The following is a 5,919-nucleotide window of genomic DNA, read 5'->3' on the forward strand; positions in this document are numbered from 1 at the left end:
ATATTCGGGAATGCGCGGCGTGATGCCGAAGCGCTCCTTGATGAGTCCGGCAAGAATCTGCTGGGCCTTCGGTTCGCCGTGCACGAGGGCGATGTTCATGCCCGGGCGGGCCATGCCGCCTATCCATTCCAGAAGCTGACTCTGTCCGGCGTGGGCGGAGAAGCCGTTGATGGTGAATATTTTTGCGGCCACGGCCACGTCTTCACCGAAGAGTCGCAGGGTCTTTGCGCCGTCGACGAGCTTTCTGCCCGGGGTGCCCATGGCCTGATAGCCCACGAACACGATGCTCACGCCTTCCTTCCACAGGTTGTGCTTGAGGTGATGGCGTATGCGGCCGGCGTTGCACATGCCGCTTGCCGACAGAATGATGGCCGGGCCTTCCATGGTGTTGAGCTTCTGGGATTCCTGGGCGCTCTGGGTGAAGCGCACGAGGCCGTCGGGGGTGGCCTTGAAGTCTTCAACCGTGAACTCCGGCGTGCGCAGGTGATCGACGTATTTCATGAAGACCTGCGTGGCCTTGGATGCCAGCGGACTGTCCACATAGATGGGCATGCCTTCGGGAAGACGGTTCTGCTTTTTCAGGATGAGCAGACTGTAGAGAATTTCCTGAGTGCGCTCCACGGCGAACACGGGAATGATGACCTTTTCGTTCCGGGCATGACTGTAGGCCACGGCCTCGGCGAGTTCTTCAAGGGTGTCGGCCTCGCCCTTGTGATCTCTGTCGCCGTAGGTGGATTCCACAAAGAGCCAGTCCGGGGTTTCGGGCATGGCGGCGTCGGGCAGCAGCAGCGCGCCGGGGCGGCCGAGATCGCCGGAAAACACGAGACGGGTCACCTTGTCGTCTTCGGTGACGGAAAGCTCAAGAAAGGCCGCGCCGAGAATGTGTCCGGCGTGGCGGAATCTGACCTTCACGCCCGGGGCGGGGGAGATTTCGGTGTCGAATCCCACGGGGCAGAGCAGCTTTGCCGTGGCAAGGGCGTCTTCCGTTTCATAGAGCGGTTCGCTTCCGGAAGATTCGGTCGTGCCGCGCCGCTTGTCGTGCCGGCTTTTCCACTCATGATCCATTTCCTGAATGTGCGCGCTGTCCTCAAGCATGATGGAGGCAAGATCGGCGGTGGGGTAGGTGCAGTAGATGCTGCCCGTAAAGCCCTTTTTCACCATGCGGGGCAGAAGGCCGGAATGGTCGATGTGCGCGTGGGTGAGCAGGATGAAGTCCAGCTTGTCGGGACGATAGTTGTCGGTCTGAAAGTTGCGCTCTTCAATGGCGGAGTTGCCCTGGAACATGCCGCAGTCCACGGCAAAGCGAGACGCGCCGGTTTCTATGACGTAGCAGGAACCGGTAACAGTCTGGGCGGCTCCCAGAAAGGTGATTTTCATGACACAACTCCTGAAATGAGGTTCCGTATGATTGCAGCATAGACGTTTTCCAGCTCCGGCGCAAGAATGACAGGCCGGAACAGACGAAAAAAACTTTGTTTTTACGGGACTTATGCTTCGTTATACAGAAGTGTTTTCTTCAAAGGAGCCGTCATGCGTACGCGGCGTGCCCACAGCCTTCCGGTTTCGGCAGAAGGAGCGCCGCGGCAGAAGACGGATTTCACGCGCGGTGACGGCCCTGTTCCGGACGGGGCGCGTTCAGCGCGGGCGTTTTGGCCGGAACTGGGCGTGGGGGCTGCGTTTTTGTCTGCCCGGCGCGGGCATGCCTGACTCAGTCCTGAAAGAACAGGGGGGTCAGGAGCAGCACCGAGGCGCACATGACAAGCCAGGAAACGACGATGACGGGGGGAGCCGTCTTCCAGATGTTCCGGCTGTTTGTCCATTCGTTGCCGTGCAGCAGCGCGGCGGCGGAGGTGGCGGCCGGGGTGAGGAAGGCCAGATGCACGCTCATGACCACCAGAATGACCGCGGGAACCGGATTGGTGCCGTTGCCGGAACAGTAGCTGAAGATGACGGGCATGAGCGCCGCGCCCACGGCGCCGTTGTTGATGAACTGGCAGAGACAGAGGGCGAGCAGGCCCATGCAGGCGGCGAAGAACATGGGCGAGGAGGAACCGAATACCGGTTGCAGCACGCTCAGGAAGAAGGGCGTGATGCCGCTTTCGGGAGCCGCCATGGCCCCGGAGAGCGGCTGAACCAGCGCAAGAATGAAGATGATGCCCCAGGCGACGCCGCCGGTCATGGCCCGGAAGGGGAGAAAGGGCCTGCCGTTTGAGCGCAGTGCGCACATCACCGCAATGACGAGCATGCACACGCCCGTGTTGCCGATGCGCCGGAGCAGGCCGACGGGCGGGAGCTCTTCCGGAAGGAAGGCGGGAATGAGCAGCAGCATCACCAGGGCGACCAGAAAGCCCAGAACGATTTTCTGGCTGCCGGAAAAGCTGACGCTGCCGAGCGCTTCGGCACGAAGGTTTTCAAGCCTGCCGACGTCGGGCCGCACGACGAACCGGGCGAAGAGCAGAAAGAGCAGAGAGCAGACAAGGCAGATGACAAGCGCCGTCACCATGTAGCCGGCGTAGTCGATGGAGGAACCGGAAATGGCTTCGTAGGTGCCCATGATCGTGAGGGCAAGCTGCTTGAAGGGAATGAGCGACATGCCGACCAGCGCGGCGTAGACCACGCCGAAGACCATCATTTTCGGATAGTCGTCGCCCTTTTTGTAGCCGCATACGTCGCAGATGCCGTACAGAATGCTCCAGCCTATGAGGGTGGCGGGGGAAGCGCTGGTCAGGCCGCCGAGCAGCATGACGGACAGAAGGAACATGCAGGTGAAAAGCCACGGCCTGCCGATGATGAACTTTCGGGTGATGATCCACAGCGAGAGCTGTTTCGAGACGCCGTAATGGTTGATGGCGGCGCAGAACACGAAGATGAAGAACATCATGACCACGGTGGAACTGCCGAAGCTCTGTCCGAGCATCTCTGCGGGGGAGAGCCCGCCTATGAGAACGAGAGCCAGCATGCCGGCCAGGCTGGGCCAGATGATTTCAATGAATATCCAGCCGTACAGAACGCCGAGAAAAATGCCGATGAGCGCCATGCCCTGCGACGTGAGCGGAGGAACGGGGGGCAGAAGCCTGACGCTGAACATGACGGCAAGGCAGACGAAGGAATGGAAAAGAAAGGAAAAACGGGCTGTTGCGGAAACAGAGGGCGTGGAACATTTTTCGGACATGGAATCTCCGAAGGTGAAGGGACGCGCGCGTTCTGCGGGCGTCCTGCGGAAGATACGGTCGCGGCGGGGCCTTTGCGGACTGTCGGCGTCGTCGGAAAAAAACGGAGTGTCCGCAGGGGCGTTCAGGCGAAGAAAAAAGGCGGCTTTTGGGAAGGCCGATGTTCCCTTTCTTTCAGAGATACGATGAACCTCCCGCCTTTTCAAGACGGCGCGGCAGAAGGCAGTCCGCCGCGTGCGGAGCTTGGAGTGTGACGCAGGCGTCTTTTTCCCCGGCAGTTTCCCTGCCGACTTCTTCGCCGCCTCTTGCGCCCTGAGGAACCGCGGGCTATGATACCCTTGAAAAAGACTTTTTACAGGAGAGACCATGAGCACAACGTCGCAGCAATATGTCATCGACACGCTGTCCGCACAGGAGTCCTGGAGACTTTTCCGCATACTGGCGGAAATTGTGGACGGCTTTGAGGATTTGAGCGGGCTGCCGCCGTGCGTGTCCATCTTCGGGTCGGCGCGCCCCGGCGAGGATTCCGCCGTGTACGAGGAAACGCGCCGCGTGGCGAAGACTCTCGGCGAGGCGGGATACGGCATCATTACGGGCGGCGGCCCAGGTCTCATGGAGGCGGGCAACCGTGGCGCAAGCGAGGCAAACGCGCCTTCCGTGGGCCTGCACATCCATCTTCCCATGGAACAGGATCCCAACAAGTATCTGAGCGTGCGCAGCGATTACCGGTACTTCTTCATCCGCAAGCTCATGTTCGTGAAGTACTCCATAGCATATGTGGTCATGCCCGGCGGCATGGGCACCATCGACGAGCTTTCCGAAGCCTTCGTGCTCGCGCAGACGCACCGCATCAAGCCCTTTCCCATCATTCTTTACAGCCATGCGTTCTGGGACGGACTTCTGGACTGGATTCGCGGCCGCATGATCAAGGACGGCTACCTGCGCGAGGAAGAACTCGACCTCGTCACCGTGTGCGACACGCCCGAAGAGGTGCTTTCCGTCATACGTCGGCGCGTGGTTCTTTAGATCATGGAGCTTCGCAATCTCTGCCCCGAAGATGCGCGCTGGCGGGCGCTCTCTTCGTGGGGGCCGGAGCCTCCGGCTCCCGCGGGAACAAGCTGGCGCGCCCTCATGCTCAGGGCGCTGCGCCTTGCGGGACGCGCCGCAAGAGCGGGCGAGGTGCCCGTGGGAGCGCTGGTCGTGGACGAGGACGGCAGAGTGCTGGCCGAGGCGCACAACGAAACCGAGAGTCTGCACGATCCCACGGCCCACGCCGAAGTGCTGGCCCTGCGCCGGGCCGCGGCGGCGGCGGGCAATCACCGCCTCGGCGGAAGCGTGCTCGTGGTCACTCTGGAACCGTGCCTCATGTGCACGGGAGCCATACGCGAGGCGCGCGTGTCCGGCGTGGTGTTCGGCGCGTCCGACGCCCGGGCCGGAGCCGTGTGTTCCTGCCTTGAGGGGCTCGACTACGCTTCTGCCGGTTCCGCGCCCTGGAGCTACGGCGGCGTGGAGGCCGAGGCCTGCGCGCGGATTCTCAGAAACTTTTTCCGGGTCAGGCGCTGACCTGCCCGCAAGGGCCGCGCACCGGGCGCAGCCCGCTTCAGACTGCATCAGAAACAGAGGAACCCATGAACAATACGGTTGACGAACTTACGGTGGACTACGAGGAAGACGGCATTCTCAAAATCAAGGAAATAGACAAGGAAGTGCTGTCCAAGGGCGCATGGGCCACGGTGCTCTTCCGCTACCGCGAATGGCAGGAAAACGACACCTACGGCCCCGACCGCTACGTCATACGCCGTTACAAGAAGTCGGGCGGAGAATACCGCCAGCAGTCCAAGTTCACCATTTCCAGCAACGATCAGGCCCGCCGCATCGTGGACGCCCTGAGCCGCTGGATGGCCGACGATTCCGAAGACAAGAAATAGGCCCGCATGAGGACGGAGCGCCGCTCCCCCGCCCGTGACGCGCCCGGCAGGCCGTAAAGGAGGCTCTTCATGGCCGAATATCGCCGTCGTTTCCTTTCCGAAGCACGGCAGAAGGTGCTGCATCAGCTCATTTCCGGCTGGAAGCGGCGCGGCTCCTCCCTGCTTCAGGTGGGACTCAACGCCGGATTCTCCCCGGAATTCTTCTGGGAAGCAGGTTTCGACGTCACCGCCATGGACCGTTCCCCGGCCTGCCTGTCCGCCGCAAGACAGCAGACCGGCGACCGCATCGCCTACCAGTGCGGCAGCGCCGAGGCCCTCCCCTTCGACGACGGCTTCTTCGATTACGCCGTGCTCGTCCATCACGGCATAAGCTCCCTGCCCCGGAACGAAGGGGAAAACGTGCTCTCCGAAGCCCTGCGCGTGGCCGCACGCGGCATCATCATCATGGAATGGAACCTCTTCTCCTTCGCGGGCGTGCCCAAAAGCGCCCGCGCCCACTGGGAGGTCCCCCAGGACGACGACTCCTGCGCCGTGTGCTCCGATTCCCCCCTCGGCATCAAACCGTGGGAACTCTATGCCATGGTGCGCCGCGCCTGCCCCGGCCGCCGCATAAGCATGGTATCCGCCCTCCCCCTGGGAGAAGCCTCCTGGCCCGACAGCTCCCCGGGATTCCTCGCCTCCCTGCGCCGCGCCGCCGCCCCCCTGTACCCCGCCCCCCCCCCCCGCCCCCTCCCTCCCCCCCCCCCCCCCCCACCCGACCCCGGGCCCCCCCCCCCCCCCCCCCACCAGAGGCGCAAGACCGCCCACCCCCCCCCCCCCTC

The 5,919-nt window shown here is 62.7% G+C and carries 6 protein-coding genes; 4 read left to right on the forward strand and 2 right to left on the reverse strand.

The features are described 5' to 3' along the window. Both Q0J81_RS10030 and Q0J81_RS10035 read right to left on the reverse strand, forming a co-directional pair. Window positions 1-1,377: MBL fold metallo-hydrolase (locus Q0J81_RS10030; RefSeq protein ID WP_294447581.1), on the reverse strand; the 1,377-nt coding region annotated here is incomplete at its 3' end. Window positions 1,378-1,708: 331 nt separating this feature from the next. Beyond that, on the reverse strand, window positions 1,709-3,172 hold the full coding sequence (locus Q0J81_RS10035) for an SLC13 family permease (protein ID WP_294447583.1): 1,464 nt from the start codon (window positions 3,170-3,172) through the stop codon (window positions 1,709-1,711). Between the two features lie 364 nt (window positions 3,173-3,536). Between Q0J81_RS10035 and Q0J81_RS10040 the strand changes: the two genes are divergently transcribed. The 4 genes from Q0J81_RS10040 to Q0J81_RS10055 form a co-directional block, all read left to right on the forward strand. Continuing rightward, complete coding sequence (locus tag Q0J81_RS10040; protein ID WP_294447586.1) at window positions 3,537-4,196, forward strand: TIGR00730 family Rossman fold protein; 660 nt, start codon at window positions 3,537-3,539, stop codon at window positions 4,194-4,196. Window positions 4,197-4,199: 3 nt separating this feature from the next. Next, window positions 4,200-4,733, forward strand: coding sequence for a nucleoside deaminase (locus tag Q0J81_RS10045; RefSeq protein WP_294447588.1), 534 nt, complete (start codon window positions 4,200-4,202; stop codon window positions 4,731-4,733). 65 nt (window positions 4,734-4,798) lie between these two features. After that, the gene (locus Q0J81_RS10050) at window positions 4,799-5,098 is read left to right on the forward strand and encodes a hypothetical protein (protein ID WP_294447589.1); all 300 of its coding nucleotides are present in this window, start codon (window positions 4,799-4,801) and stop codon (window positions 5,096-5,098) included. A gap of 69 nt (window positions 5,099-5,167) precedes the next feature. Beyond that, a partial coding sequence (locus tag Q0J81_RS10055) for a class I SAM-dependent methyltransferase (RefSeq protein WP_294447591.1) occupies window positions 5,168-5,919 on the forward strand: 752 nt, incomplete at its 3' end.

The organism is uncultured Mailhella sp. (assembly GCF_944324575.1).
In the GTDB taxonomy this organism is placed as follows: domain Bacteria; phylum Desulfobacterota; class Desulfovibrionia; order Desulfovibrionales; family Desulfovibrionaceae; genus Mailhella.